This is a genomic window from Mycobacterium sp. Marseille-P9652, from assembly GCF_902652685.1.
In the GTDB taxonomy this organism is placed as follows: domain Bacteria; phylum Actinomycetota; class Actinomycetes; order Mycobacteriales; family Mycobacteriaceae; genus Mycobacterium.
Genome location: NZ_CACRUY010000052.1, coordinates 1 through 24,712 on the forward strand (window position 1 = coordinate 1; position 24,712 = coordinate 24,712).

Annotated in this window: 22 protein-coding genes and 2 pseudogenes; 13 read left to right on the plus strand and 11 right to left on the minus strand. The window is 69.5% G+C overall.

Annotated features, from left to right (window positions below; all coding sequences use genetic code 11):
- Window positions 1-220: 220 nt before the first annotated feature.
- Window positions 221-766 (plus strand): annotated as a pseudogene (locus GPY60_RS21420) (DUF5666 domain-containing protein); the annotation flags it as partial.
- Window positions 767-780: 14 nt separating this feature from the next.
- On the opposite strand, the gene GPY60_RS21425 reads toward GPY60_RS21420, so the two are convergent.
- The 8 genes and pseudogenes from GPY60_RS21425 to GPY60_RS21460 form a co-directional block, all read right to left on the minus strand.
- On the minus strand, window positions 781-1,128 hold the full coding sequence (locus GPY60_RS21425) for a metal-sulfur cluster assembly factor (protein WP_156689709.1): 348 nt from the start codon (window positions 1,126-1,128) through the stop codon (window positions 781-783).
- A pseudogene (sufU, locus tag GPY60_RS21430) lies at window positions 1,106-1,592 on the minus strand (Fe-S cluster assembly sulfur transfer protein SufU); the annotation flags it as partial. The pseudogene sufU and the gene GPY60_RS21425, both read right to left, overlap by 23 nt.
- The gene (locus GPY60_RS21435; protein WP_156689711.1) at window positions 1,589-2,836 is read right to left on the minus strand and encodes a cysteine desulfurase; all 1,248 of its coding nucleotides are present in this window, start codon (window positions 2,834-2,836) and stop codon (window positions 1,589-1,591) included. The gene GPY60_RS21435 and the pseudogene sufU, both read right to left, overlap by 4 nt.
- 2 nt (window positions 2,837-2,838) lie before the next feature.
- Window positions 2,839-3,618, minus strand: coding sequence for a Fe-S cluster assembly ATPase SufC (sufC, locus tag GPY60_RS21440; protein ID WP_156689712.1), 780 nt, complete (start codon window positions 3,616-3,618; stop codon window positions 2,839-2,841).
- A complete protein-coding gene (gene sufD, locus GPY60_RS21445; RefSeq protein ID WP_156689713.1) occupies window positions 3,615-4,778 on the minus strand; it encodes a Fe-S cluster assembly protein SufD in 1,164 nt (387 codons plus the stop codon). The genes sufC and sufD overlap by 4 nt, the downstream gene beginning before the upstream one ends.
- Entirely contained in the window at window positions 4,775-6,214 is a 1,440-nt protein-coding gene (gene sufB, locus GPY60_RS21450) for a Fe-S cluster assembly protein SufB (protein ID WP_156689714.1), read from the minus strand. Before sufB ends, sufD begins: the two co-directional genes overlap by 4 nt.
- A complete protein-coding gene (locus GPY60_RS21455; protein ID WP_231639767.1) occupies window positions 6,211-6,990 on the minus strand; it encodes a helix-turn-helix transcriptional regulator in 780 nt (259 codons plus the stop codon). Before GPY60_RS21455 ends, sufB begins: the two co-directional genes overlap by 4 nt.
- A 40-nt stretch (window positions 6,991-7,030) precedes the next feature.
- Entirely contained in the window at window positions 7,031-7,900 is an 870-nt protein-coding gene (locus GPY60_RS21460) for an MEDS domain-containing protein (protein WP_231639768.1), read from the minus strand.
- 210 nt (window positions 7,901-8,110) lie between these two features.
- Between GPY60_RS21460 and mptB the strand changes: the two genes are divergently transcribed.
- The 4 genes from mptB (at window position 8,111) to GPY60_RS21480 (ending at window position 12,558) form a co-directional block, all read left to right on the plus strand.
- The gene (gene mptB, locus GPY60_RS21465; protein WP_156689717.1) at window positions 8,111-9,802 is read left to right on the plus strand and encodes a polyprenol phosphomannose-dependent alpha 1,6 mannosyltransferase MptB; all 1,692 of its coding nucleotides are present in this window, start codon (window positions 8,111-8,113) and stop codon (window positions 9,800-9,802) included.
- Window positions 9,799-10,752, plus strand: coding sequence for an ABC transporter ATP-binding protein (locus tag GPY60_RS21470; protein WP_156689718.1), 954 nt, complete (start codon window positions 9,799-9,801; stop codon window positions 10,750-10,752). Before mptB ends, GPY60_RS21470 begins: the two co-directional genes overlap by 4 nt.
- A 71-nt stretch (window positions 10,753-10,823) precedes the next feature.
- On the plus strand, window positions 10,824-11,534 hold the full coding sequence (locus GPY60_RS21475; RefSeq protein ID WP_156689735.1) for an ABC transporter permease: 711 nt from the start codon (window positions 10,824-10,826) through the stop codon (window positions 11,532-11,534).
- Between the two features lie 82 nt (window positions 11,535-11,616).
- The gene (locus GPY60_RS21480; protein WP_197283781.1) at window positions 11,617-12,558 is read left to right on the plus strand and encodes a COX15/CtaA family protein; all 942 of its coding nucleotides are present in this window, start codon (window positions 11,617-11,619) and stop codon (window positions 12,556-12,558) included.
- Here GPY60_RS21480 and GPY60_RS21485 read toward each other — a convergent pair.
- On the minus strand, window positions 12,514-13,347 hold the full coding sequence (locus GPY60_RS21485) for a hypothetical protein (protein WP_156689719.1): 834 nt from the start codon (window positions 13,345-13,347) through the stop codon (window positions 12,514-12,516). The two genes, GPY60_RS21480 and GPY60_RS21485, sit on opposite strands and share 45 nt — an antisense overlap.
- 19 nt (window positions 13,348-13,366) lie before the next feature.
- Between GPY60_RS21485 and GPY60_RS21490 the strand changes: the two genes are divergently transcribed.
- Complete coding sequence (locus GPY60_RS21490; protein ID WP_156689720.1) at window positions 13,367-14,341, plus strand: quinone oxidoreductase family protein; 975 nt, start codon at window positions 13,367-13,369, stop codon at window positions 14,339-14,341.
- On the opposite strand, the gene GPY60_RS21495 is transcribed toward GPY60_RS21490, so the two are convergent.
- Both GPY60_RS21495 and GPY60_RS21500 read right to left on the minus strand, forming a co-directional pair.
- Complete coding sequence (locus tag GPY60_RS21495) at window positions 14,338-15,891, minus strand: PPE family protein (protein WP_156689721.1); 1,554 nt, start codon at window positions 15,889-15,891, stop codon at window positions 14,338-14,340. The two genes, GPY60_RS21490 and GPY60_RS21495, sit on opposite strands and share 4 nt — an antisense overlap.
- Window positions 15,892-16,254: 363 nt before the next feature.
- The gene (locus tag GPY60_RS21500; RefSeq protein WP_156689722.1) at window positions 16,255-17,193 is read right to left on the minus strand and encodes a heme o synthase; all 939 of its coding nucleotides are present in this window, start codon (window positions 17,191-17,193) and stop codon (window positions 16,255-16,257) included.
- A 269-nt stretch (window positions 17,194-17,462) separates the two neighbouring features.
- On the opposite strand from GPY60_RS21500, the gene tkt reads away from it, so the two are divergent.
- Genes tkt through GPY60_RS21535 form a run of 7 tightly spaced genes read left to right on the plus strand, consistent with a single transcriptional unit; the run spans window position 17,463 to window position 24,708 of the window.
- Window positions 17,463-19,553, plus strand: a complete 2,091-nt coding sequence (gene tkt, locus GPY60_RS21505) for a transketolase (RefSeq protein ID WP_156689723.1) — start codon at window positions 17,463-17,465, stop codon at window positions 19,551-19,553.
- A gap of 14 nt (window positions 19,554-19,567) precedes the next feature.
- Window positions 19,568-20,689, plus strand: coding sequence for a transaldolase (gene tal / locus GPY60_RS21510; protein ID WP_156689724.1), 1,122 nt, complete (start codon window positions 19,568-19,570; stop codon window positions 20,687-20,689).
- Window positions 20,686-22,227 carry a glucose-6-phosphate dehydrogenase gene (gene zwf, locus GPY60_RS21515; RefSeq protein WP_156689725.1) on the plus strand — a complete coding sequence of 514 codons (1,542 nt, stop codon included), beginning with the start codon at window positions 20,686-20,688 and terminating at the stop codon, window positions 22,225-22,227. The genes tal and zwf overlap by 4 nt, the downstream gene beginning before the upstream one ends.
- Window positions 22,228-23,139, plus strand: a complete 912-nt coding sequence (opcA, locus tag GPY60_RS21520) for a glucose-6-phosphate dehydrogenase assembly protein OpcA (protein WP_156689726.1) — start codon at window positions 22,228-22,230, stop codon at window positions 23,137-23,139.
- On the plus strand, window positions 23,136-23,888 hold the full coding sequence (gene pgl, locus GPY60_RS21525; protein ID WP_156689727.1) for a 6-phosphogluconolactonase: 753 nt from the start codon (window positions 23,136-23,138) through the stop codon (window positions 23,886-23,888). The genes opcA and pgl overlap by 4 nt, the downstream gene beginning before the upstream one ends.
- A complete protein-coding gene (locus tag GPY60_RS21530; RefSeq protein ID WP_156689728.1) occupies window positions 23,888-24,286 on the plus strand; it encodes an ATPase in 399 nt (132 codons plus the stop codon). Before pgl ends, GPY60_RS21530 begins: the two co-directional genes overlap by 1 nt.
- Entirely contained in the window at window positions 24,283-24,708 is a 426-nt protein-coding gene (locus tag GPY60_RS21535) for a hypothetical protein (RefSeq protein ID WP_156689729.1), read from the plus strand. Before GPY60_RS21530 ends, GPY60_RS21535 begins: the two co-directional genes overlap by 4 nt.
- Window positions 24,709-24,712 lie beyond the last annotated feature (4 nt).

The window sequence follows — 24,712 nt, forward strand, 5'->3', positions numbered from 1 at the left end:
TATAAAACAGGGATGATCAAAGGGCCAGGACTCATAGCTCTTCTCTTTATTTTCGTACGTGAAAAATTGCTTTCCATCAATGTAAACCTCTTTTTTTTCAGGGTTCACGTCTGCTTTATTTTTTTTTAAAGTTAAAAAAGGATATACTAATTTTCAACTTTTTGTTTGGTCTGGGAGATGTATATAAGAAAATTTTCTGCCCGCCCCGCCCCAACCCGATGTGGGCAAGGACTACGTCGAGGGCATGGTGCAATCCGTCTCGGCCGACACCATCGCGCTGCGCACCCGGACCGGGTCGGCCACGGTGGACTACTCCCCCGCGACGTCCGTCTTCCAGGTCACGCCCGCCCAGCTGAGCGACGTGACGCCCGGTAGTTGCGTCAACGTGCGCGCCACTCCGCAGAGCGCGCCGGACGCCGGGATCACCGCGCAGACGGTGATGATCACCTCCGCCGTCGACGGCCGGTGCCCGCCGCCGACCGGGTTCTACGGCACCGTCGCGTCCGTGTCAGCGAACACGATTTCGGTGAGCGGGCTCGGGGGCCAGGCGGCGCCCACCCCGGTGACCGTCAACGATTCGACGTCATACAAGAGGCAAACCGCCTCCAGCCCGCAGGCGATCGCTAACGGCACATGCATCGGCGCGCAGGGCACCGACGACGGCGGCGCGCGGCGCGAGTGCACGATCAGCATGGAGCAGTGCCCGCCGATGGGCGCCCCGCACCACCACCCGCACCTACCGCACCTGCCCCACATCCATTTGTAGGGGCGGCTTGACGATCAGACGGTGAAGCCGAGCGCCCGCAGTTGCTCGCGGCCGTCCTCGGTGATCTTGTCCGGACCCCACGGCGGGTTCCACACCCAGTTGATCCGCAGGTCGTCGACCAGGCCGGCGCCGACCAGCGCGCTGCGCGACTGGTCCTCGATGACGTCGGTCAGCGGGCAGGCCGCCGACGTCAGCGTCATGTCGATCAGCGCGACGGTCCCCTCGTCGCCCTCCTCGACGTTCAGCCCGTACACCAGCCCGAGGTCGACGACGTTGATGCCCAGCTCGGGGTCGACGACGTCGCGCATCGCCTCCTCCATGTCGGCGAGCAGTTCCTCGTCCGGTGCGGCGGTCTCGCTCATTTCTGATCCTCCTTGAAGCCTGCGCTGGCCTGGGCCAATGCGTCCTTGAATGCCATCCACCCGAGCAGCGCGCATTTCACCCGGGCCGGGTACTTGGCCACGCCGGCGAACGCGACCCCGTCGCCCAGGACGTCCTCGTCGCCCTCGATGGTGCCGCGGGACGACACCATCTCGGTGAAGGCGGTGACCGTCTTGAGCGCCTCGCCGACGCTGTGGCCGATCACCTGGTCGGTGAGCACCGACGTCGACGCCTGGCTGATCGAGCAGCCCTGCCCGTCATACGAGATGTCCTCGATCGTCTCGCCGTCGTCCGACAGGGCGACCCGCAGGGTCACCTCGTCGCCGCACACCGGGTTGACGTGGTGCACCTGCGCGCCGAACGGCTCCCGCAGCCCCCGGTGGTGCGGATGCTTGTAGTGATCGAGGATCACTTCCTGATAGATCTGCTCGAGGCGCAAAGTCAGTCTCTCCCAAAGAAATCCAGCGCACGCCGCACGCCGGCGACCAGGCGCTCGACCTCGTCGTGGGTGTTGTACACGGCGAACGACGCCCGCGCGGTGGCCGCCAGGCCCAGCCTGCGGTGCAGCGGCAGCGCGCAGTGGTGCCCGACGCGCACCGCAACGCCGTCGTCGTCGAGCACCTGACCCACGTCGTGCGCATGCACGCCCTCGACCACGAACGACACGGGCGACCCGCGGTTTTCCATCGTCGCGGGGCCGGCGATGCGCACACCGTCGATGCCGGACAGGCCCTCGATGGCCGCGGCGGTGAGCTCGCGCTCGTGCGCCATCACGGCGTCCATGCCGATCGCCGACAGGTACCGTGCCGCCGCGCCCAGGCCGACCACCTGGGAGGTCATCGGCGTGCCGGCCTCGAACCGCTGCGGCGCCGGGGCGTAGGTGGTGCTCTCCATCGTCACCGTCTCGATCATCGACCCGCCGGTGAGGAACGGCGGCATGGCCGCCAGCAGCTCGCGGCGGCCGTACAGGGCTCCGATGCCGTTGGGGCCCAACATCTTGTGCCCGGAGAACGCGGCGAAGTCGACCCCGAGCGCGTGGAAGTCGATCGGCTCGTGCGGCACGGACTGGCAGGCGTCCAGCACCGTCAGCGCCCCCACCGCGCGGGCCCGGGCGACCAGTTCGCCCACCCGGGCGAGCGCGCCGGTGACGTTCGAATGATGGCTGAAGGCAACGACTTTCACGCGCTCATCGAGTTCCAGGGAGTCCAGGTCGATGCGGCCGTCGTCCGTGATGCCGTACCAGCGCAGGGTGGCGCCGGTCCGCCGGGCGAGCTCCTGCCAGGGGATCAGGTTCGCGTGGTGCTCGAGCTCGGTGGTGACAATGACGTCGCCCTCACCGACGGCCCGGTCGAACCTGGAGTCCCCGACCGCATACGACACCAGGTTGAGCGCCTCGGTGGCGTTCTTGGTGAACACCAATTCGTCGGCGTGGGCGCCGACGAACGCGGCGACGTCCGCGCGGCCCTGCTCGTAGGCGTCGGTGGCCTCCTCCATCAGCTGGTGCGCACCGCGGTGGACGCTGCCGTTGGACGTGGTCAGGAATTCGCGCTCGGCGTCGAGGACCTGCAGCGGACGCTGCGACGTCGCGCCGGAATCCAGGTAGGCCAACTGTTTTCCGCCGCGCATCACCCGCTTCAGGATCGGAAAGTCGGCGCGGATGGCGTCGACATCCAAGTGGTGCCCGGCCATGCTTACGCCCCTGCCGCCGCCTGGGTGAAGCGCTCGTAGCCGTTCTCCTCGAGCTCGTCGGCCAGCTCCGGGCCGCCGGACTCGATGATGCGGCCGCCGACGAAGACGTGCACGAACTGCGGGCGGATGTAGCGCAGGATCCGGGTGTAGTGGGTAATCAGCAGGATGCCGCCATGCTCGGCCTCCGCGTAGCGGTTCACCCCCTCGCTCACCACGCGCAGCGCGTCCACGTCCAGGCCCGAGTCGGTCTCGTCGAGGATCGCGATCTTCGGCTTGAGCAGGCCGAGCTGCAGGATCTCGTGGCGCTTCTTCTCCCCGCCCGAAAAGCCCTCGTTGACACTGCGTTCGGCGAAGGCCGGGTCGATGCCGAGGTCGCCCATGGCCGCCTTGACCTCCTTGACCCACAGCCGCAGTTTCGGCGGCTCGCCGCGGACCGCGGTGGCGGCGCTGCGCAGGAAGTTCGACATCGACACCCCCGGCACCTCCACCGGGTATTGCATCGCGAGGAAGAGACCGGCCCGGGCCCGCTCGTCGACGCTCATGTCGAGCACGTTCTGGCCGTCGAGCGTGATGGAGCCGGAGGTCACCCGGTACTTGGGGTGACCGGCGATGGCGTACGACAGTGTCGACTTGCCGGATCCGTTGGGGCCCATCACCGCGTGCGTCTCACCGGAGTTGACGGTGAGGTTGACGCCGTTGAGGATCGGGATCTCGCGGCCGCCCTCGGGGGCGTTGAGGTCGTCGACGCTGACGTGCAGGTCCTTGATTTCCAGGGTCGTCATGACGCTGTTGCTCTCGATTCTGTGATGGCCAGTTCGTGTTCGATGGCGTCGGTCAGGCGCTCCCGCAGCTCCGGGACGGCGATCTTCGAGATGATCTCGCCGAAGAAGCCACGCACCACCAGCCGGCGGGCCTGCTCCTCGGAGATTCCGCGGGACCGAAGGTAGAACAGTTGCTCGTCGTCGAATCGCCCGGTGGCGCTGGCGTGTCCGGCGCCGACGATCTCGCCGGTCTCGATTTCGAGATTGGGCACCGAGTCGGCGCGCGCGCCGTCGGTGAGCACGAGGTTGCGGTTCACCTCGAACGTGTTGGTGCCGGTGGCCGCCGCGCGGATCAGCACGTCGCCGATCCAGACGGTGTGCGCGTCGGGCTTCGATGACTCCGGATCGCCTTGCAGCGCACCCTTGTACAGCACGTTGGACGTGCAGTCGGGCTGGGCGTGGTCGACGAGCAACCGCGACTCGAGGTGCTGGCCGTCGTCGGCGAAGTAGAGGCCGAGCAGCTCGGCGTCGCCGCCCGGCGCGCCGAACCGCACGTTGGCCGACATCCGCACGATCTCGCCGCCCAGGGTGACGGCCACGTGCCGAAGCACCGCGTCCTTGCCCAGCTTGGCGTGGTGCGCGCAGACGTGGACCGCGTCGTCGGCCCAGTCGGCGATCCAGACCACCGTGAGACGCGCGGCGTCGCCGACGATCAGTTCGACGTTGTCGGCGTAGATCCCGCTGCCGCGGTGGTCGATCACGACGACCGCCTCGCCCAGCTCGTCGACGCGGACCTGCAGGTGGCCGTACGCGACGGCGCCCTCACCGGGGCCCGTCACGGCGACGTTGACCGGCTCCGCGATCTGGGTGTCGCGGCCGACGGTGACGACGGTCGCGGCGTTGAACGACGAAAAGGCTTGCGCTGCAACCCGGTCCGCGGGAACGCCGCCCTCCCCCAGCCGGGGGTCGCCCCGCCGGACGGTCTCGGTGTGCACGCCGGGGCGCTCGTCGACGACGATGCGCGCGCTGCCGGTGGCGTGCGCGGAGCCGTCGTGCAGGCCGCGGAGGCGCCGCAGCGGGGTGAACCGCCAGATCTCGTCGCGGCCGCTGGGGACCTCGAAGGCGTCCACGTCGAACGACGCGAACAACTCCCCTTTGTTCACCGCAGCGGGGGTCGTCATCCGACGGAGCCCTCCATCTGCAGCTCGATCAGCCGGTTGAGCTCCAGGGCGTATTCCATGGGGAGCTCCTTGGCGATCGGCTCGACGAAGCCGCGGACCACCATCGCCATCGCCTCTTCCTCGGTGAGCCCGCGGCTCATCAGGTAGAAGAGCTGGTTCTCGCTCACCTTGGACACGGTGGCCTCGTGGCCCATCGTGACGTCGTCCTCGCGGATGTCGACGTAAGGGTAGGTGTCGCTGCGGCTGATCGTATCGACCAGCAGGGCATCGCATTTCACGCTGGACCGCGACCCGTGGGCGCCCTTGTTCACCTGCACCAGGCCGCGATAGGAGGTGCGGCCGCCGCCGCGCGCCACCGACTTCGAGACGATGTTGCTCGACGTGTTCGGCGCCAGGTGCAGCATCTTGGCGCCCGCGTCCTGGTGCTGGCCCTCGCCGGCGAAGGCCACCGAGAGCACCTCGCCCTTGGCGTGCTCGCCGGTCATCCAGACGGCCGGGTACTTCATCGTGACCTTGGAGCCGATGTTGCCGTCGACCCACTCCATCGTCGCGCCGGCCTCGGCGCGGGCGCGCTTGGTGACCAGGTTGTAGACGTTGTTCGACCAGTTCTGGATCGTGGTGTAACGGCAACGGCCGCCGGGCTTCACGATGATCTCCACGACCGCCGAGTGCAGCGAGTCCGAGGTGTAGATGGGGGCGGTGCAGCCTTCCACGTAGTGGACGTAGGCGTTCTCGTCGACGATGATCAGCGTCCGCTCGAACTGGCCCATGTTCTCGGTGTTGATCCGGAAGTAGGCCTGCAGCGGGATGTCGACGTGCACGCCCGGCGGGACGTAGATGAACGAGCCACCGCTCCACACCGCGGTGTTCAGCGCGGAGAACTTGTTGTCCCCGGCCGGGATCACCGTGCCGAAGTACTGCTTGAACAGGTCCTCGTGCTGGCGCAGGCCGGTGTCGGTGTCGACGAAGATGACGCCCTGGGACTCCAGGTCCTCGCGGATCTGGTGGTAGACCACCTCGGACTCGTACTGCGCGGCCACCCCGGCGACCAGCCGCTGCTTCTCTGCCTCGGGAATTCCCAAGCGGTCGTAGGTATTCCGGATGTCCTCCGGCAAGTCATCCCACGAGGCCGCCTGCTTCTCGGTCGACCGCACGAAGTACTTGATGTTGTCGAAGTCGATGCCGCTCAGGTCCGAGCCCCAGTTGGGCATCGGCTTGCGGTCGAAGATGCGCAGCGCCTTCAGCCGGGTCTCCAGCATCCATTCGGGTTCGTCCTTCTTCGACGAGATGTCGCGGACCACCGCCTCGGACAACCCGCGCTGCGCCGCAGCCCCCGCGGTGTCGGTGTCCGCCCAGCCGTAGCCGTACCGGCTCAGGGAGGCGATCGCCTGCGCCTGCGTCAACGGCTCGGCGGCCTTGTCGGCCTCTATGGTCATAGCGACGCTCCTTCGGTGTCTGTGCTGCTGCGGCGCGGGCTGGGCGCCTTCGGTGTCTGAGCCAGGGGGACGTGGGTGGTGCAGGCGCAGTTGCCGTTGACGATCGTCGCCAGCCGCTGCACGTGGGTGCCGAGCACCTCCGCCATGGCCTCGCGCTCGGCCTCGCACAACTCGGGGAATTCCTCGGCGACGTGCGACACGGGGCAGTGGTGCTGGCAGATCTGCACCCCGTGGATCGGTCCGCCGACCCGTGTGGTGGTGGCCACGTAGCCGGCCTGCGTCAGCGCGTCGGCGATCCGCTCGGCCGCCGCCTCGACGTCGGCGTCCGCGGTGCTGTCGGCCGCCGCGACGTCGGCCAGGATCGCGTCGATCCGCTGGCGCGCGAACGTCTGGACCGCATCCTCGCCGCCGATCGCCCGCAACTGCCGCATGGCGGCCGCGGCCAGGTCGTCGTAGGCGTGGTCCAGCTTGGCCCGCCCGGCCGCCGTCAGCCTGTACCGCTTGGCCGGCCGGCCGCGCCCGGCCTGCTGCCAGGCCGCCGCGGGCGCGGACTCCGCGTCGCCGGCCTCGATCAGCGCGTCGAGATGGCGCCGCACCCCGGCGGCCGCCAGGCCCAGCCGATCCCCGATCTCCCCCGCGGTGATCGAACCGGACTCCAGCAGGAGGCGCACAATGGCGCGGCGAGTATGGCCATCCGGCACCGCCACGCCAGCGACCTCAACGCTGGTTGGGAATTTCACAACACCAGTGTGACGCAATTCCGTGTATCGGTCCACCGAGGGTGAGCAATCGCATTCCGCGGCGGGGCCGTCGGGTCTACGAGCAGGCGGAGGCGTCCAAGTCCGACGGCTGCCGCAGCATATCCGCGTCGAGGCCGAGCACCTTCCACACGCGCCGCACGCCGTGTGGTGCATCGAAAAGGCGCAACGTCACAGGGTCCGATTCTCGTTCACACGCCCGGGCGATGGCGACGGCGCCGCGCGCGCCGAGGAGAGACAGCTCGCTGACATCGATGTCGACGGGCCCGGGCGGCAGCGCCGTGAGGGCCTCGGCCAGGACGGGTGCCGCGAAGGCGTCGACCTCCCCGTCGAGGATCGGCCGCCGCGAACCGCCGTAGAGGCCGAACGGAGTCACGGCCGAGGCGGGGCCGCGCCGGAGCGGATGCAGGGCCATGACGGGTAACGCGTCAGCCCCCAGCACACCGACGTCGTAGGCGCACAGCGGGGCCAGGGGGTTGCCCGCGGCCATCCAGACGTCCGCGGCGTGTTCCCAACGGCCGTGGCTGCGGCGACGTTCGGCGTCGGCGATCAGGGTGGTGATGTCGCAGAACACCCGCAGCCCGCTGAAACCGTCGGCAACGGCTCGGGCCACCTCATCGGCGTATCGCGAGAGCTGCGTGGCTAGGTCGATGGGAACGGACAGGTCGTAGAGCTGGTCGATGCCGGCGCAGGCCACATCGCGAACGAGTTCGTGGTCTGAGGCGCTCGCCAGTGCGCTGAGTAAGCCCGCGCCGCCGTCGTCGTCGTGCGTGACGACGAACAGTCGTTGTCCTAGCCTCGCGCCTTCGAGGAGCCACTCGACCGCGGCCGCGTCACGCCCGGATCGAGTCGTGTAGGCCAGGCAAGCGTGATCGCTGCAGCCGCCGCCCCGCGCGTTGCTCATCTCGACCACGACCTTCGCATGCATCACGACACCCGCGTTTCACGGAAAGAGCGCCCCCGGACGGAGGGTTGCTGCGTGTCACCGCGGTGAGCCGTATGCGCAGCACGAATCTTAGCTGAAAACGCGAATTCCCGGGAGACCCCGCGAGCGTAACCGAACAGGCGTCCGCAGTGTCGGTCCGTTCCGGCCACCGCGTGGTGCGGGCCGCCCCGGCGCTGCCGCTACGCTGCACTGATGGCAGCCCGCCACCACTCGCTCAGCTCGTCGATCGCCAGCCTGCACGGCGACGAGCAGACGGTGGCCCCGCCGCTCAACGATACGGAGCTCACCGCACTCCGGCGCACGCGCCTATTCGGCGCCACCGGCACCGTCCTCATGGCGATCGGCGCGCTCGGCGCGGGCGCCCGTCCGGTGGTCCAGGACCCGACGTTCGGCGTTCGCCTGCTCAACCTCCCGTCGCGCATCCAAACCGTTTCGCTGACGATGACGACGACCGGGGCCGTCATGATGGCGCTGGCCTGGCTGATGCTCGGGCGATTCGCGCTGGGCAGCCGGCGCATGTCCCGCGGCGACCTGGACCGCACCCTGCTGCTGTGGATCCTCCCGCTGCTGATCGCCCCGCCGATGTACAGCAAGGACGTGTACTCGTACCTGGCGCAGAGCCAGATCTCGCTCGAGGGCCTCGACCCCTACCGGGTGGGGCCCGCGTCGGGGCTGGGCCTGTCCCACGTGTTCACCCTGTCCGTCCCCACCCTGTGGCGCGAGACCCCGGCGCCCTACGGCCCGCTGTTCCTGTGGATCGGGCGCGGCATCTCGGCGCTCACCGGGGAGAACATCGTCGCCGCCGTGCTGTGTCACCGGCTGGTGGAGCTGGTGGGCGTGGGCCTCATCGTGTGGGCCACCCCCCGACTGGCCCGGCGCTGCGGCGTCGCCGAGGTCAGCGCGCTCTGGCTGGGCGCGGCCAACCCGCTGCTGATCATGCATCTGGTGGCCGGCGTGCACAACGAGGCCCTCATGCTCGGGCTCATGCTGGCCGGAGCGGAATACGCACTGCGCGGCATCGATTCGCCGCGGCTGATGCCCACGTCGTGGCGGCCCGGGCCGGACTGGGAGCCGCTGTGCATGCTGGTGGTGGGCGCGATCCTGATCACGTTGTCGTCCCAGGTGAAGCTGCCTTCCCTACTCGCGCTGGGTTTCGTCACGATGGCGCTCGCCTATCGCTGCGGGGGCACGCTGAAGGCGCTGCTGCTCTCGGGCGGCGCGATGGCGGCCCTGGCCGTGGCCGTAATGGCGATCGTGGGGTGGGCCAGCGGGCTCGGGTTCGGCTGGATCTACACGCTGGGGACGGCGAACGTCGTCCGCAGCTGGATGTCGCCGCCGACGCTGCTGGCGCTGGGCACCGGGCAGGTGGGCATCTTGCTGGGCCTCGGCGACCACACGACCGCGGTGCTGGGGCTGACCCGTGGCATCGGCGTCCTGATCATCATGGTGATGGTCAGCTGGTTGCTGGTGGCCGTGTTCCGCGGCCGCCTGCACCCGATCGGCGGCCTGGGCGTCGCGCTGGGTGTCACCGTGCTGCTGTTCCCCGTGGTGCAGCCGTGGTATCTGCTGTGGGCCATCATCCCGCTGGCCGCCTGGGCCACCCGGCACGGCTTCCGGGCGGCGGCGATCATCGTCACCCTCGTCGTCGGCATCTTCGGCCCGACGGCCAACGGCGACCGCTTCGCCCTGTTCCAGATCGTCGACGCGACGCTGGCCAGCTTCCTCATCGTGGTCGTGCTGATCGCGCTGACGTACACGCGCCTGCCGTGGCGGCGCCTGCCCGCCGGGGACCGGCCACCGGGCCGTCAACCGGGGGATTCCGCGCCGGCCGCCGAGACCCCGCAGCCGGCCGCGGCGCCGGACGCCTACGCTGATTCCACGTGACCTCCGGCCCGAAGACCCGCGACACGGTCGTCCGGTTGCGCGGGGTCAGCAAGCGATACGGGTCCGGCGCGAACGTCTGCGAAGCCGTCCGCAACCTCGATCTCGACGTGCACGTCGCCGAGGTGCTGGCCCTGCTGGGCCCCAACGGCGCGGGCAAGACCACGACGGTCGAGATGTGCGAGGGATTCGTCCGCCCGGACACCGGCACCATCGAGGTGCTGGGCCTGAACCCGATCACGGACAACGCGCGCCTGCGCGCCCGCATCGGCGTGATGCTGCAGGGCGGGGGCGGCTATCCCGCGGCGCGCGCCGGGGAGATGCTCAACCTGGTGGCCGCGTACTCCGCCGACCCGCTGGACCCGGCGTGGCTGCTGGACACCCTGGGCCTCACCGACGCCGCCCGCACCACGTACCGGCGGTTGTCCGGCGGGCAGCAGCAGCGGCTGGCGCTGGCCTGCGCGCTGGTCGGCAGGCCGGAGCTGGTGTTCCTCGACGAGCCCACCGCGGGCATGGACGCGCACGCCCGCCTGCTGGTCTGGGAGCTGATCGACGCGCTGCGCCGCGACGGCGTGACCGTGCTGCTGACCACGCACCAGCTCAAGGAGGCCGAGGAACTCGCCGACCGGTTGGTCATCATCGATCACGGCGAGACGGTCGCGGCGGGCACCCCCTCAGAGCTGATGCGCTCCGGCGCGCAGGGCCAGCTGCGGTTCACCGCGCCGCCGCGGCTGGACCTGTCCCTGCTGTCGTCCGCCCTGCCTGAGGACTACAAAGCCACCGAGGTCACGCCCGGCGAGTACCTGGTCGAGGGGCCCGTCGACCCTCAGGTGCTCGCCACCGTCACAGCGTGGTGCGCACAGATCGACGTGCTGGCCACCGACATGCGCGTCGAGCAGCGCAGCCTCGAGGACGTGTTCCTCGACCTCACCGGAAGGAAGTTGCGGCCTTGAATCCGGACAAGACCGACACCTTCCCGGCGGGCACATTCAGCCCGGACCCGCGGCCCAACACCGTGTCCCGGATGCTCTCGGCGCAGTTCGGCCTGGAACTCAAGCTCCTGCTGCGCAACGGCGAACAGTTGCTGCTGACGATGTTCATCCCGATCACGCTGCTGGTCGGGATCACGCTGCTGCCCCTGGGCGATTTCGGCACCAACCGGGCCGCGCGGTTCGTGCCGGTGATCATGGCGCTCGCGGTGATCTCCACCGCGTTCACCGGGCAGGCGATCGCCGTCGCGTTCGACCGCCGCTACGGCGCCCTCAAGCGGCTAGGCGCCACGCCGCTGCCGGTGTGGGGCATCATCGCCGGCAAGTCGATGGCCGTGGTGACCGTCGTCATCCTGCAGTCGATCATCCTGGGCGCCATAGGGTTTGCGCTCGGCTGGCGCCCGGCGCTGCTCGCCCTGGCCCTCGGCGCGGCGGTCATCGCGCTGGGCACCGCCTGTTTCGCCGCCCTGGGCCTGCTGCTCGGGGGCACGCTGCGGGCCGAGATCGTGCTCGCGGTCGCCAACCTGATGTGGTTCGTGTTCGCGGGCCTGGGCGCGCTGACGCTGGAAACCAAGATGATCCCGCCCGTCGTGCGTTGGCTGTCCCGGCTCACGCCGTCGGGCGCGCTCACCGAGGCGCTCTCCCAGGCGATGACGCTGTCGGTCGACTGGTTCGGCGTCGTAGTCCTCGCGGTGTGGGGCGCCCTGGCGGGGCTGGCCGCGCTGCGGTGGTTCCGCTTCACCTGAGACCCTCGCAACCCCCGCCCGTACTACAGACCGTAGTTTTCGGTGCCCTACGATCGGGCGGGTGAGGCGCGCGCTGTGGCGGTTGGTGGATCTGCTGCCCAACCCGAGCGTGCGTACCCAGCGGGTGATCGCCGCGCTCGTGGTCCTGACCCAGGGCGGCATCGCCGTGACCGGCGCCATCGTCCGGGTCACCGCGTCGGGCCTCGGCTGCCCCACCTGGCCGCAGTGCTTCCCCGGCAGCTTCACCCCCGTCGCGCACGCGGAGGTGCCGCGCGTCCACCAGGCGGTCGAGTTCGGCAACCGAGTGTTCAGCATCGGGGTCGTCCTGGCCGCGGCGCTGGCGGTGCTGGCCGTGACGCGGGCGCGGCGGCGCCGCGAGGTCCTCGTCTACGCGTGGCTGATGCCCGCGTCGACCGTCGTGCAGGCCGTCATCGGCGGCATCACCGTGCGCACCGGCCTGCTGTGGTGGACGGTCGCCGTTCACCTGCTGACGTCGATGGCCATGGTGTGGCTGTCCGTGCTGCTCTACGTCAAGGTCGGCGAGCCCGACACCGGCGTCGCTCGCCCGCTCGTGGCCGCGCCGCTGCGGACGCTCACCGCGCTGATCGGACTGAACCTCGCCGTGGTGCTCGTGACCGGCACGCTCGTCACGGCCGCCGGGCCGCATGCGGGTGACCGGAGTGCCAGCCGCACGGTGCCGCGGCTGAAGGTCGAGGTGGAGACGCTGGTGCACGCGCACTCCTCGTTGCTGGTCGCCTATCTGGCCCTGCTGATCGGCCTGGCCTTCGGGCTGCTGGCCGTCAGGGCCCCGCGAGCGATCCTGGTGCGCCTGGGCGTGCTCGTCGCGCTGGTGTGCGCACAGGCGGCCGTCGGGACGACGCAGTACTACACCGGTGTGCCCGCCGCCCTCGTCGCGGTCCATGTGGCCGGCGCCGCCGCGTGCACGGCGGCCACCGCGGCCCTATGGGCGTCCGAGAGATCAAGAACGCGAGAACGGGCCCAGCCCGAGCCGCTCGCAGGCTGATTCCACCGCCAGCGCGAACGACCGCTGGGCCCGGTCCCGGGTCTGCGCGTCCAAGCGCCGCCAGCCCAACGACGGATCCACCAACTGCAGTTCCAACAGCCGGTCGCCACTGAGATGCGCTCGGGCATACAGCAATTCACCGACATCGACGCCCGCCGCCGCCGCGGCGCCGGCCAGCGCGGCGGCGCCCAGGTCCCAGGTTTCGAAGTCGGGCTCCGCAACGGCGGAGCCGGCGAACGCATGCGAGGGCTCGCCCCCGATGAAGACCAACACCGTCTCCACCCCCGACGGGCGCGGCTGCAGGGGGGGGGCGCGGCCCGCCGCGTGGAGGTCGCGCGCCCGGACCGACGCGGAGCCCGGGTCGCACCGGACACCGCCGGCGCCGACGGCCGGCCCGACGAAGACCTGACCCGTGCGGGGCAACCGGAGTGGCTCCCCCGGCGCGACCACCTCCCCCGGCACGGTCGGCACCCCGCGGTCGGCCAGGTCCCCGAGGTACCGGCGGTGGGCGTTCCAGGCCACGACGGCGGGCGCGTTGAGCAGGTGGGGCACCCGGACGGCCCAGGCCAGGAATTCGTCCAGCCGCTCGGGGTAGTCGCGGGCGGCCCGCAGGATGACGAGATCCGCGCTCGACGTCTCCGGGTCGTCCCACGCCAGCCAGCGGGCGTGCAGGCCGCGGCGGCGCAGCGCCGCGACCAGCCCGTCGTCGTCCCCGTCACCCTCGGGCAGCGCCCGGCAGCCGGCCAGCACGATGCGCGGGTGGAAGACGTCCGGGCGGGCCAGCTTCATGCCCGGGCATGATAATCACATGCACGCAATCGAAGTCGGACAAACCGGCGGCCCCGAAGTCCTGCGTTACGTCGAAGTCCCCGAGCCCACCCCGGGCCCCGGCCAGGTCCTGATCAAGGCGGAGGCCATCGGCGTCAACTACATCGACACGTACTTCCGCTCCGGGCAGTACCCGCGGGAGTTGCCGTTCGTTCTCGGTTCGGAGGTGTGCGGCACCGTCGCCGCCACCGGCGAGGGCGTCGACGGTTTCGCCGAAGGCGACCGCGTGCTGACCGCCGCGGCGTCCGGCGCCTACGCCGAATTCTCCACGGCGCCAGCCTTTCTGACGGCGAAGGTGCCGGACGGTGTGGCGCCGGACGTGGCGGCGTCCGTCCTGTTGAAGGGCCTGACCGCGCATTACCTGCTCAAGTCGGTGTATCCGGTGCAGCGCGGTGACGCCGTGCTGGTGCATGCCGGCGCCGGCGGGGTCGGGCTGATCCTGACCCAGTGGGCCACGTCGCTCGGCGTCCGCGTGATCACCACGGTCTCCACCCCGGAGAAGGCGCGGATGTCGAAGGACGCCGGCGCCGACGAGGTGCTCGACTACCCCGAGGACGCCGAGAACTTCGGGCAGCGGATCCGGGAACTGACCGGCGGCGCGGGGGTGCAGGCGGTCTACGACGGCGTCGGCGCCACCACCTTCGACGCCAGCCTGGCCAGCCTCGCCGTCCGTGGCACGCTCGCGTTGTTCGGCGCGGCCAGCGGACCCGTGCCGCCGTTCGACCCGCAGCGCCTCAACGCCGCCGGATCGGTGTATCTGACGCGGCCCTCGCTGGCGCACTTCGTCCGGACCGGTGACGAGTTCTCCTGGCGGGCTTCGGATTTGTTCGACGCCATCACCGGCGGCGACATCACGGTTCAGGTGGGGGGACGGTATCCGCTCGCCGAGGCCGCCCGCGCCCACGAGGACCTGCAGGGCCGTAAGACTACGGGCTCCGTCGTTCTGCTGCCCTAGTCCCGGTCGTCCGCCTCCCCGTCGGGTTTCCATGTGCCCGGCACCATCGGCACCCTCGGGCCGCCGCCGAACGCATCGCCGGCCAACGAGGCAAGGCCGGCCGCCCGCGCCTCTCGCTTGTCGACCGTGCCGGCGAACCCCAGCGGTCCCGCGCCCCGGTCGGATGTCTGCACACCGGGCGGTGAATCGATGTCCTCGGCGATGTCGGCGAATTCGTCGGCGTAGCTGCGGATCGGCTCGCCCTGCTGCCGGCGCTTCCGGCGCCGCCGCCGGGCGGCCGCCGCCGCGATCACGGCGGCGCTGTCCGGCTCGGGCACTGGCGCGCGAACGCTGGCGGTTGCTCTACCGGTGTGCCCGGAGCCGAAGCCGGTGCCGGGACCACCCCCTACCACGTAGGGGAAGAACGCCTGTGCGGCCGGGGCGGGGGGTGGGGGGGGGGGCGCCGGACCGGCCGCCGTGGCCGGCGCTGACGCCGGGGCCACCGGCGCCGCCCCGGCGGGCGCGGCGATCGGCGGGCCGATTCCGATCGCCGGAACCGCATGGGACACGGTCGTCGCAGCCGGGGCCAGCACCGGCACGGCGACCGGGGCGGCCGGCAGAGGCACGCCGGGCAGGCCGACCACCGCAGCCACACTTGCCGCCGCGGCCGCGGCGGGCAGTGCGCTCGACGCGCTCGTCAAGGGCGAGGACGCGATGGCCGCCGCGATGATCGGGTGTGCCGACAGGAACACACCGACGTTGGCCGGACTGGCCGCGCTCGGCAGCGACTGCAGGGCCCCCACCGGGTTGGTCAACAGCTCCTGGAGGAACGCGCGGACCCCCTGACCGTCCTGTGCCAGCGAGAGGGCCCGGGTGACCCAGTAGACCGGTGTCAACGGGTTCGTGTAGCCGAGGTACGGGACACCGTTGACGGTGCCGTTGACCGGGTCCCAGTCCATCCCCACGGCCGCAAGGATCTGTTTGACGACCTGCTGCGGGATTTTCTGAATCTGCTGCACCGTGTCCCCGACCTGCCGGAGGATCTGTGGCGCCGGGCCGGTCTGAGGTACCGCGGTCACCGCCGCGGCCGACATTGCCTCGTACGTCGTCATTGTGGCGGCGGCCTGTAACCACATTCGTACGTAGTCGCCCTCATTGAGCGCGATGGGAATCGTGTTGATCCCGAAGAAATTCGTCGCCGTCAGGACCGCATGGATCGAATGATTGGCGGCCAGTTCGGCCAGCGTCGGCATGGCGGTCAGCGCGGCGGCGTAGGCCGCGGCCGCCGCCTCGTGCTGGGCGGCCGCGACGGCGCTGTCGACGCTCGCCTGCGCCAGCCATGCCAGGTACGGCAGGTGCGCGACGGCGTAGGAGTCCGCGCTGGGGCCCTGCCATGCGGCGGTCCGGACGGCGCCCAACCGTGCGCCGAGTTCTTCCGCGGCTGAGAGGTACTCGGCGCTCAACGAGCGCCAGGCGCCGGCCGCGGCGAGCAATGATTCCGGTCCCGGACCGCTGCTCAGCAATCCCGAATGCACCTCCGGCGGAATAGCGATCCAGACGGGTGCGGTCATCGTCACCCGGTCTTCGGCGGATAGCCGGCGCCCGGTGCGAGAGAACAGGAGCCGCCCTGGCCTCGAAAAACGACATGCAACGTCATGCCGGACGCTCCTTCCCTGAATCAGTCGTCGGCTATTACACAGAGATCCGATATCAGGTCGCGGCATGCTGCAAACGGTCCGTCCGGCGAGATCTGGCGCGGGCGCATGGAATCCGGCGAGGTTCACCGGTCTGCAGATTCAAAACGATTGGGAGACAGCCGATCCCATGACCCCCGGCTCGACGGTTTCCGCCCGACCGGGTTTTAATCGCCGTGTTTTGTGACACGGGCCGGAACGCGACGGCCGTGAGCCGCCGGTGCCTTCACCAGGGCGGAGTCAGAACAACGTGGGCAACGCGATCGCGGAGTCCACGGCCAGCGCGCAGAACACCACCGCGAGGTAGTTGTTCGACTGCAGGAACAGCCGCAGCGGCTTCACCGCCTCGCCGGACCGGACGCCCGCGTACAGCTGGTGAGCCATCGCCAGGAACCACACGCCGGCCACCACCGCGACCGCCGCGTACAGCCAGCCGGTGGCCAGCGCGAGCACCAGCGTCGACAGCACGGTCAGCCACGTGTAGATCAGGATCTGCTTGGTGACCTGACGCTCGGTGGCCACCGCCGGCAGCATCGGGACTCCCGCCGCCTTATAGTCCTCCTTGTAGCGCATCGCGAGCGCCCAGGTGTGCGGCGGCGTCCAGAAGAAGATGATCGCGAACATCACCAACGCGGGCCAGCCGATGGTGCCGGTGACGGCCGACCAGCCGATCATCACCGGCATGCAGCCGGCGGCGCCGCCCCACACGACGTTCTGCGAGGTGCGGCGCTTGAGGAGCAGGGTGTAGACGAACACGTAGAACGCGACCGTGGCCATGGCCAGCAGCCCCGACAGCAGGTTCGTCGTGCGCCAGAGCCAGAAGAACGACGCCGCGGTGAGCACCAGCCCGAAGACCAGGGCGTTGCGCGTCGGAACCGCCGCGCGCGCCAACGGCCGGCGCGCCGTCCGCTTCATCACCTTGTCGATGTCAGCGTCGGCCACACAGTTGAGGGTGTTGGCGCCCCCGGCGGCCAGCATCCCGCCGACCAAGGTGTTGATGATCAAGAGCGGGTGCACGCTGCCGCGGTGGGCCAGCAGCATCGCGGGGATCGCGGTGACCAGCAGCAGCTCGATGACGCGCGGCTTCGTCAGCGCCAGGTAAGCGAGCACCGTGCCGTGTACCCGGCCCGGCAATCGGGTGGTAACTCGGCTCGGGGCGGCGCGCCCGCGAACGCTCACGCAATAACTCCTCGGGGTCGCAGCGGCGCGCAGCATCTACTACGCACGATGGTAGACCGGGTGCCGGCAGCCGCCTGCCCGCAGGGTCCGTCCACTCGGAAGATTCTTGCGAGAATTCCCAACGGAATGCAAAGCGCAGGCGACGAACGCGTGGTTTTCACTCTTTTCGCAGCCCCCCCGCGTGGGTAACCAAAACCTGCACTGCAGAAGCCGGCACTCCCGCATTAGGGTGGGATTTGATCAGCTCGATGACCCAAGGACTCAAGTCTGTGACGACACTCGAAGACATCTCCACGCTGACCCAACCGCACCTTCCCGACGACTGGACCGAGATCGACTCCGCGGCCGTCGACACCATCCGGGTACTGGCGGCCGACGCGGTGCAAAAGGTCGGTAACGGGCATCCCGGGACGGCGATGAGCCTGGCGCCCCTGGCCTACACCCTCTTTCAGCGCACGATGCGGCACGACCCCTCCGACACGTACTGGCTGGGCCGCGACCGGTTCGTCCTGTCGTGCGGGCACAGCAGCCTGACGCTGTACATCCAGCTGTACCTGGGCGGGTTCGGCCTGGAGTTGTCCGACATCGAGTCGCTGCGCACGTGGGGATCGAAGACGCCCGGGCACCCCGAGTTCCGGCACACCAAGGGCGTGGAGATCACCACCGGGCCCCTCGGGCAGGGCCTGGCCTCGGCGGTCGGCATGGCGATGGCGGCGCGCTACGAGCGCGGGCTCTTCGACCCCGACGCCGCCCCGGGCACCAGCCCCTTCGACCACCACATCTACGTGATCGCCTCCGACGGCGACATCGAGGAGGGCGTGACCTCCGAGGCGTCGTCGCTGGCCGCGGTGCAGCAGCTCGGCAACCTCATCGTGTTCTACGACCACAACGAGATCTCGATCGAGGACGACACCAACATCGCGCTGTGCGAGGACACCGCCGCCCGCTACGAGGCCTACGGCTGGCACGTGCAGCGCGTCGAGGGCGGCGAGAACGTCGTCGGCATCGAGGAGGCCATCGCCAACGCCAAGGCCGTCACCGACCGGCCGTCGTTCATCGAGTTGCGCACGATCATCGGCTATCCCGCGCCCAAGCTGATGAACACCGGCAAGGCGCACGGCGCCGCGCTCGGCGACGAGGAAGTGGCGGCCGTCAAGCGAGAGCTCGGCTTCGACCCGGATAAGACGTTCGAGGTGCGCGACGAGGTCATCGCCCACACCCGCAAGCTGGTCGACCGCGGCAAGGAAGCGCACGAGAAGTGGCAGGCGGACTTCGACGCCTGGGCCCAGCGCGAGTCCGACCGCAAGGCGCTGCTGGACCGCCTGACCGCCGAGGAGCTGCCCGAGGGCTGGGACGCCGACGTTCCCACCTGGGAGCCCGGCGACGACGCGATCGCCACCCGCAAGGCGTCCAACGAGGTGCTCAACGCGGTCGGGCCGAAACTGCCCGAGCTGTGGGGCGGTTCGGCCGACCTCGCGGGCAGCACCAACACGACCATCAAGGGCGCCGACTCCTTCGGACCGCCGTCGATTTCCACCAAGGAGTACACCGCCCACTGGTACGGCCGCACGCTGCACTTCGGCATCCGCGAGCACGCGATGGGCGCGATCCTGTCCGGCATCGTGCTCCACGGCCCGACCCGGGCCTACGGCGCGACGTTCCTGCAGTTCTCCGACTACATGCGCCCGGCGGTGCGACTCGCCGCGCTCATGGACATCGACACCATCTACGTGTGGACGCACGACTCCATCGGCCTGGGCGAGGACGGCCCGACGCACCAGCCGATCGAGCACCTGGCGGCCCTGCGCGCCATCCCGAAGCTGTCGGTGGTGCGCCCGGCCGACGCCAACGAGACGGCGTACGCGTGGCGCACGATCCTGGCACGAGGCAACGGCAGCGGTCCGGTCGGCCTGATCCTCACCCGTCAGAATGTGCCGATCCTGGAGGGCACCAGCTTCGAGGGCGTCGGCCGCGGCGGGTACATCCTCGGTGACGACGGCGGTGACGAGCCCGACGTGGTGCTGATCGCGACGGGGTCCGAGGTCCAGCTCGCGGTCGAAGCGCAGAAGCTGTTGGCGGAGAAGGACATTGTGGCGCGGGTCGTGTCCATGCCGTGCGTGGAGTGGTTCGAGTCCCAGCCCGAGGAGTACCGCGACAGCGTGCTTCCCCCGACCGTGTCGGCACGAGTCGCCGTCGAGGCCGGTATCGCGCAGTCGTGGCACAAGCTCGTGGGCGACACCGGCAAGATCGTGTCGATCGAGCACTACGGAGAGTCCGCGGACTACAAGACCTTGTTCCGCGAGTTCGGCTTCACCGCCGAGGCCGTCGCTGCCGCCGCCGAGCAGGTAGTGGATAACTAGAGAGGGTGGTTCCCATGGCCAGTCAGAACCCCAACCTGGCGGCGCTCAGCGCCGCGGGCGTATCCGTGTGGCTGGATGACCTGTCGCGAGAACGGTTGCGGTCCGGCAATTTGCAGGAGCTGATCGACACCAAGAGCGTCGTCGGGGTGACCACCAACCCGTCGATCTTCCAGAAGGCCCTGGCCGACAGCGACACCTACAACGACCAGATCGCCGAGTTGGCCGAGCGCGGCGCCGACGTGGACGCCACGATCCGCACCGTCACCACCGACGACGTCCGCAACGCGTGCGACGTGCTGCGGCCGCAGTGGGAGGCGTCGGACGGCGTGGACGGCCGGGTTTCCATCGAGGTGGACCCGCGTCTGGCCGCCGAGACCGACAAGACCGTCGCGCAGGCCATCGAGCTGTGGAAGATCGTCGACCGGCCCAACCTGTTCATCAAGATCCCGGCGACCAAGGCCGGCATTCCGGCCATCACGTCCGTTCTGGCCGAGGGAATTTCGGTGAACGTCACGCTGATCTTCTCGGTGGAGAGGCACCGCCAGGTGATGGACGCGTACCTCGAGGGGCTGGAGAAGGCGCGCGAGGCAGGCCACGACATCTCCAAGATCCATTCGGTCGCTTCGTTTTTCGTTTCCCGGGTGGACACCGAGGTCGACAAGCGGCTGGAGAAGATCGGCACCGAGGAGGCGCAGGGCCTGCGCGGCAAGGCCGGCGTGGCCAACGCCCGACTGGCCTACGCGGCCTACCAGGAGGTGTTCGAGGGCGGCGACCGCTTCGAGGCGCTCAAGGCCGACGGGGCCCGGGTGCAGCGCCCGCTATGGGCGTCGACCGGTGTCAAGAACCCCGATTACCCCGACACGCTGTACGTCACCGAGCTGGTCGCCCCCCACACGGTGAACACCATGCCGGAGAAGACGATTGACGCCGTTGCCGACCATGGTGAGATCAGGGGCGACACGGTCACCGGCACCGCGGGCGCCGCCCAGGAGTTGTTCGACAAGCTGGAGGAGCTCGGGATCGACCTGACGGACGTGTTCAAGGTTTTGGAGAACGAGGGCGTGGACAAGTTCGTCGAGTCCTGGAACGAGTTGCTGGAGGAAACGCAGAAGCAGCTGGGTTCCGCCGACAAATGAGCCCGAGCAAAACAACAGAATGGCATAACCCGTTCCGGGACAAGCGCGACAAGCGTCTACCGAGGATCGCCGGCCCCTGCGGCATGGTGATCTTTGGCGTCACCGGCGATCTGGCCCGCAAGAAGGTGATGCCGGCGATCTATGACCTGGCCAACCGCGGCCTGCTGCCGCCGACCTTCTCGCTGGTCGGCTTCGCCCGGCGCGATTGGGGCACCGAGGATTTCGGTCAGGTCGTCTACGACGCCGTGAAGGAGCACTGCCGCACCCCGTTCCGGGAGGAGAACTGGGAGCGGCTGGCCGAGGGCTTCCGTTTCGTCAACGGGTCCTTCGACGACGACGAGTCGTTTCAGCGGCTCGCCGAGACCCTCGAGAAGCTCGACGCCGAGCGCGGCACCGGCGGCAATCACGCGTTCTACCTTGCGATTCCGCCCAAGGCGTTCCCGGTGGTGTGCGATCAGCTCGCCAAGTCCGGGTTGGCCCGCCCCCAGGGCGACCGGTGGAGCCGGGTGGTCATCGAAAAGCCCTTCGGCCACGACCTGCAAAGCGCGCAGGACCTGAACCGGGCGGTCAACGCGGTCTTCCCGGAGGAAGCGGTCTTCAGGATCGACCACTACCTGGGTAAGGAGACGGTCCGCAACATCCTGGCGCTGCGGTTCGCCAACCAGCTCTTCGACCCGATCTGGAACGCGCATTACGTCGACCACGTGCAGATCACCATGGCCGAGGACATCGGGCTCGGCGGGCGGGCCGGGTACTACGACGGCATCGGCGCGGCCCGCGACGTCATCCAGAACCACCTCATGCAGCTGCTGGCGCTGACCGCGATGGAGGAACCGGTCAGCTTCAATCCCCAATCGCTGCAAACCGAGAAGATCAAGGTGCTCTCGGCCACGCAGCTCGCCCAGCCGCTCGACGAGACCACCAGCCGCGGCCAGTACGCGGGCGGTTGGCAGGGCGGACAGAAGGTCGTCGGGCTGCTCGACGAGGAGGGGTTCGCGAAGGACTCCAAGACCGAGACGTTCGCCGCCATCACGCTCGAGGTCGACACGCGTCGCTGGGCCGGTGTGCCGTTCTACCTGCGGACCGGAAAGCGGTTGGGCCGCAGGGTCACCGAGATCGCGTTGATCTTCAAGCGCGCGCCGCACCTGCCGTTCGACGCGACGATGACCGACGAGCTCGGCACCAACGCCATGGTGATCCGCGTCCAGCCCGACGAGGGCGTGACGCTGCGGTTCGGCTCCAAGGTGCCGGGCACCGCGATGGAGGTTCGCGACGTCAACATGGACTTCTCCTACGGATCGGCGTTCGCCGAGGAGTCGCCGGAGGCCTACGAACAGCTGATCCTCGACGTGCTGCTGGGCGAACCCTCACTGTTCCCGGTCAACGAGGAGGTCGAATTGGCTTGGGAGATACTGGATCCCGTGCTCGAGAACTGGGCGTCCGACGGCAAGCCGGAGCCGTACGAGGCCGGCACGTGGGGCCCGGAGTCGTCCTTCGAGATGCTGCGCCGCACCGGCCGGGAATGGCGGAGGCCTTAGATGATCGTCGACCTGGAGAACACCACCACCACCGCGGTCAACAAGAAGCTCGAGGAACTGCGCGAGAAGGCCGGGGCCGTGACGATGGGCCGCGTGCTGACGCTGATCATCGCCCCGGACAGCGACGCCGTCTTCGAGGAATCCCTCGGGGCGGCCAACAATGCCAGCCACGAACACCCGAGCCGGATCATCGTGACGATGCGCGGAAATCCCTACGCCGACGAAGCACGCCTGGACGCCCAGCTGCGGGCAGGCGGCGACAGCGGTGCCAGCGAGGTGGTGATCCTCAAGCTGTCGGGTCCGCTGTCCGGCCACGCCGCCAGCGTGGTGATCCCATTCCTGCTGCCCGACATTCCGGTGGTGGCGTGGTGGCCGGACATCGCCCCCGCGGAACCCGCCCGGGATCCATTGGGCCAGTTGGCGATCCGCCGCATAACCGACGCCACCAACGGCGCAGACCCGCTGGCGGCGATCAAGAGCCGGCTCAACGGCTACACGCCGGGCGACACAGACCTGTGCTGGGCGCGCATCACCTACTGGCGCGCGCTGCTCACGTCGGCCGTCGACCAGCATCCGCACGAACCGATCGAGTCGGCGTTGGTGTCCGGGCTGAAAGACGAACCGTCGCTTGACGTCCTGGCGGGATGGCTGGCCAGCCGGATCGACGGCCCGGTGCGCCGGGCGGTCGGCGACCTCAAGGTGGAGCTGAACCGCAAGAGCGAGACCATCGTGCTGAGCAGGCCTCAGACGGGCAGGACGGCGACGCTGAGCCGGACTGCCAAGCCCGACGCGCTGGTTCCGTTGGCGCGCAGGGAAACCGGTGAGTGCCTCGCCGAGGACCTGCGGAGGCTGGACGCCGACGAAATCTACCTGTCCGCACTCGAAGGCATTGAGAAGGTGCAGTACGTGTGAGCACGGTCGTCGAGGTTTTCCCGGACAGTGACGCCCTGGTCGAGGCGGCGGCCCGGCGGCTCGTCGAGACGATCCGCGGCGCCGTCGCGGAACGAGGCCGCGCGCTGATTGTGCTGACGGGCGGCAGTAACGGCATCGGGCTGCTGCGCGCGCTCGCCACCGAAGGCGACATCGACTGGTCGAAGGTGCATCTGTTCTGGGGCGACGAACGCTACGTTCCCGAGGACGACGACGAGCGCAACGACAAGCAGGCCCGCGAGGCGTTACTCGACCGGGTCGACATCCCGTCGAGCAACGTCCACCCCATGCCGGCCAGCGACGGCGAGTTCGGCACCGACCTCGCGGCCGCGGCCCTGGCCTACGAACAACTGCTCGCCGCCAACGCCGAGCCCGGCCAGCTGGTGCCGAACTTCGACGTGCACCTGCTGGGCATGGGGCCCGAGGGCCACATCAACTCCCTGTTCCCCGACACCCCGGCGGTGCTGGAGACCGCCCGCATGGTCGTCGGGGTGGAGGACTCCCCTAAGCCGCCGCCCCGGCGAATCACGTTGACGCTGCCCGCTGTTCAGCGTTCCCGCGAGGTGTGGCTCATGGTGTCGGGATCCGGGAAGGCCGACGCGGCCGCCGCCGCCATCGGTGGCGCCCCGCCCGTCTCGGTCCCGGCCGGCGGCGCCGTCGGGCTCGAAACCACGCTCTGGCTGCTCGACGAGGAGGCCGCGGCTAAACTTCCCGACCGCCCGGGGTCATAATTGCCTTCATGGCAGACAGGACCGTGCGTGGCGGGCACGAGCGAAGCCGCATCAAAACCCTCACCCAGGCGGCGCTGAACGCCGACAAGACGGTGGAGCAGGTCGAGGACGTGCTCGACGGCCTGAGCCGCACGATGACGGAGCTGAACAGTTCGCTGTCGGCGCTGAACGCGACGGTCGAACGCATGGAGAAGGGGCTCGACCACCTGGACGGAACGCTGTCCAGCCTGGACGACCTGGCGAGGCGGCTCGTCGTCCTCGTCGAGCCGCTGGAGGCGATCGTCCACCGCGTCGACGACATGATGAGGGTGGGCGAGACGATGATGACACCGCTCGCGGTCACCGAGCACGCGGTGCGCGGAGTAGTGGACAGGCTGCGCAACCGGTCGGCGCAGTGACCTCGGCCGCGCTCGGCGAGGCGCCGGCGCGCCTGGTACACCTGGCATATCGGATCGGGGCGCTCGTCGACGCGGTGATGGTGGTGCCGCTGCTGGTGCCGAGCGTGGCGGGTGCGATGTTCGGCATCGACGGTTTCGCGCCCGGGTCCGATTACCGTTATGCCGCCGCGGTGAGCGCGGCGTTGATGGCCGGCTGGACCGCGCTGTTGATCTGGGGCGACCGCGACCCGGTCGGCCGGCGCGGTGTTCTGCTGCTGACCGTGTGCCCGGTCCTTCTCGGTCTGGTGGCCGCCGGCGTGTATGCGATGGGCAGCGGTCTGGTGCGGCCGGTCTTCATCGCGCCGATGTTCGTGATCCAGGTCGGGCTCGCCGTGTTGTTCCTGATCGCCTACCGGCGCGCCGGCACGTCGGTCGGCTCCTGACCGC

Bases quoted from the DNA above. Each gene is read 5' to 3' on its own strand.
- sufC (WP_156689712.1), bottom strand. From the start codon at position 3,618: ATGACGACCCTGGAAATCAAGGACCTGCACGTCAGCGTCGACGACCTC.
- zwf (WP_156689725.1), top strand. From the start codon at position 20,686: ATGAGCCCGAGCAAAACAACAGAATGGCATAACCCGTTCCGGGACAAG.
- GPY60_RS21490 (WP_156689720.1), top strand. From the start codon at position 13,367: ATGCACGCAATCGAAGTCGGACAAACCGGCGGCCCCGAAGTCCTGCGT.
- tal (WP_156689724.1), top strand. From the start codon at position 19,568: ATGGCCAGTCAGAACCCCAACCTGGCGGCGCTCAGCGCCGCGGGCGTA.
- GPY60_RS21425 (WP_156689709.1), bottom strand. From the start codon at position 1,128: ATGAGCGAGACCGCCGCACCGGACGAGGAACTGCTCGCCGACATGGAG.
- GPY60_RS21460 (WP_231639768.1), bottom strand. From the start codon at position 7,900: ATGCATGCGAAGGTCGTGGTCGAGATGAGCAACGCGCGGGGCGGCGGC.
- GPY60_RS21495 (WP_156689721.1), bottom strand. From the start codon at position 15,891: ATGACCGCACCCGTCTGGATCGCTATTCCGCCGGAGGTGCATTCGGGA.
- opcA (WP_156689726.1), top strand. From the start codon at position 22,228: ATGATCGTCGACCTGGAGAACACCACCACCACCGCGGTCAACAAGAAG.
- sufD (WP_156689713.1), bottom strand. From the start codon at position 4,778: ATGACGACCCCCGCTGCGGTGAACAAAGGGGAGTTGTTCGCGTCGTTC.
- sufB (WP_156689714.1), bottom strand. From the start codon at position 6,214: ATGACCATAGAGGCCGACAAGGCCGCCGAGCCGTTGACGCAGGCGCAG.
- GPY60_RS21435 (WP_156689711.1), bottom strand. From the start codon at position 2,836: ATGGCCGGGCACCACTTGGATGTCGACGCCATCCGCGCCGACTTTCCG.
- GPY60_RS21475 (WP_156689735.1), top strand. From the start codon at position 10,824: ATGCTCTCGGCGCAGTTCGGCCTGGAACTCAAGCTCCTGCTGCGCAAC.
- mptB (WP_156689717.1), top strand. From the start codon at position 8,111: ATGGCAGCCCGCCACCACTCGCTCAGCTCGTCGATCGCCAGCCTGCAC.
- GPY60_RS21485 (WP_156689719.1), bottom strand. From the start codon at position 13,347: ATGAAGCTGGCCCGCCCGGACGTCTTCCACCCGCGCATCGTGCTGGCC.